General features: G+C 65.5%; 1 protein-coding gene. It reads left to right on the top strand.

From position 1 onward, the window contains the following. Positions 1-1,763: acyltransferase domain-containing protein (locus ACIBJB_RS47455; protein ID WP_398940390.1), on the top strand; the 1,763-nt coding region annotated here is incomplete at both ends.

Consider the following 1,763-nt stretch of genomic DNA (forward strand, 5'->3'; position numbering starts at 1 on the left):
GGGGTGTGGCGGTCGTTGGGGGTGGTGCCGGATGCGGTGGTGGGGCATTCGCAGGGTGAGGTGGCGGCTGCGTATGTGGCGGGAGCGCTGAGCCTTGAGGACGCCGCCCGGGTGGTGATTTCGCGGAGTTCGTTGCTGCGGGCGTTGTCGGGTAAGGGCGGGATGGTGTCGGTGTCGCTGCCGGCCGAAGCGACCGAGGATTTGGTTGAGGGACTGCCGGGTGGAGTTTCTGTCGCGGCGGTGAATGGGCCGACGTCGACGGTCGTTTCCGGTGGGTTGGACGGGCTTGAGGAACTGCTGGCGCGGTGTGAGCGACGTGGAGTGCAAGCGCGGCGTATCGAGGTGGATTACGCGTCGCATAACTCTGTGGTGGAGGTTTTGGAGGAGGAGTTGGGGCGGGCTCTGTCCGGCGTACGCGGTGTGAGCGACGTCGCTGGTGGGGTGGAGTTTTGGTCGACGGTTCGGGGTGGGGTTGTTTCTGGTGGGGAGTTGGGTGGGGGGTATTGGTTTGAGAATGTGCGGCGGCCGGTGTTGTTCGGGCCGGTGGTGGAGGGGTTGGTGGGTGCGGGGTTTTCGCGGTTTGTGGAGGTGAGTCCGCATCCGGTGTTGGTGGGTGGGGTGCGTGAGGTGTTGGAGGGTGCGGGGGTTGAGGGGTGCGTGGTGGGTTCGTTGCGGCGTGGTGAGGGTGGCTGGCCGCGGCTGATATCGGGGCTGGGTGAGTACTTCGTTTCGGGCGGCGCCGTTGACTGGCCTGCTCTGGTGGGCGAGGTGTCGGCTGGTGGCGGGGTGGAGTTGCCGACGTATGCCTTCCAGCGGGAGCGGTTCTGGATGCCGGGGCTCGAGGGAGGCAGTGCGTTCACGTCTCGGCGCGTATCCGATGTGGGGGAGCTCGGCCTGCGGGAAGAGGACTGGGAGACTGAGGAGCCCAGGGCTACGGAGTTCGTGCGGAAACTGCGCGGTCTCGAGCGCGACGATCAGCGTGGCGCCATCGCTGATCTGCTCCATGCGCACATGAAGGTGCTGCTGAACCGGGAGGCGCAGGACTCCATCAGTGAGGATTCCACCTTCAAGGACCTGGGATTCACCTCACTGGCCGCGGTCGAACTCCGTAATCGGCTGGTGCGGGACACGGGGCTGGGCCTGCCCTCGACACTGACTTTCGACTATCCGACGCCGGGGCAAGCGATTGAATACCTCCTCGGCCGCCTGTGCGGTACCGGAAGAGCCTCGACTGCCGCGGTGGCGCCGGCAGTTATTTCGACGAGCGCAGGCGATTCCGTTGAGCCGTTGGCGGTGGTGTCGATGGCGTGTCGTTTTCCGGGTGGTGTGGTGTCGCCGGAGGGGTTGTGGGATGTGGTGGTGGAGGGTCGGGATGTGGTGGGTGATTTTCCGGTGGATCGGGGCTGGGATGTGGACGGGATATTCGATCCGGAGCCGGGGAAGCCGGGGAAGTCGTATGTGCGGGTGGGTGGGTTTGTCGATGATGTAGCTGGTTTTGATGCGGCGTTTTTCGGTATTTCGCCGCGGGAGGCTGCGGTGATGGATCCGCAGCAGCGGTTGTTGCTGGAGACGGCGTGGGAGGTGCTGGAGCGGGCGGGGATTGACCCGGTGTCGTTGCGGGGGTCGTCGACGGGTGTCTTCGCGGGGGTGATGGGTCAGGATTACGGGGCCTGGTCCGAGGATGCGAGTGTGGCGGCCGACGGGTATTTGCTGACGGGGAATTCTCCGAGTGTGGCCTCGGGGCGTATTGCGTATGTGCTGGG

It is taken from the genome of Streptomyces sp. NPDC050759, assembly GCF_044456945.1.
GTDB lineage: Bacteria > Actinomycetota > Actinomycetes > Streptomycetales > Streptomycetaceae > Streptomyces.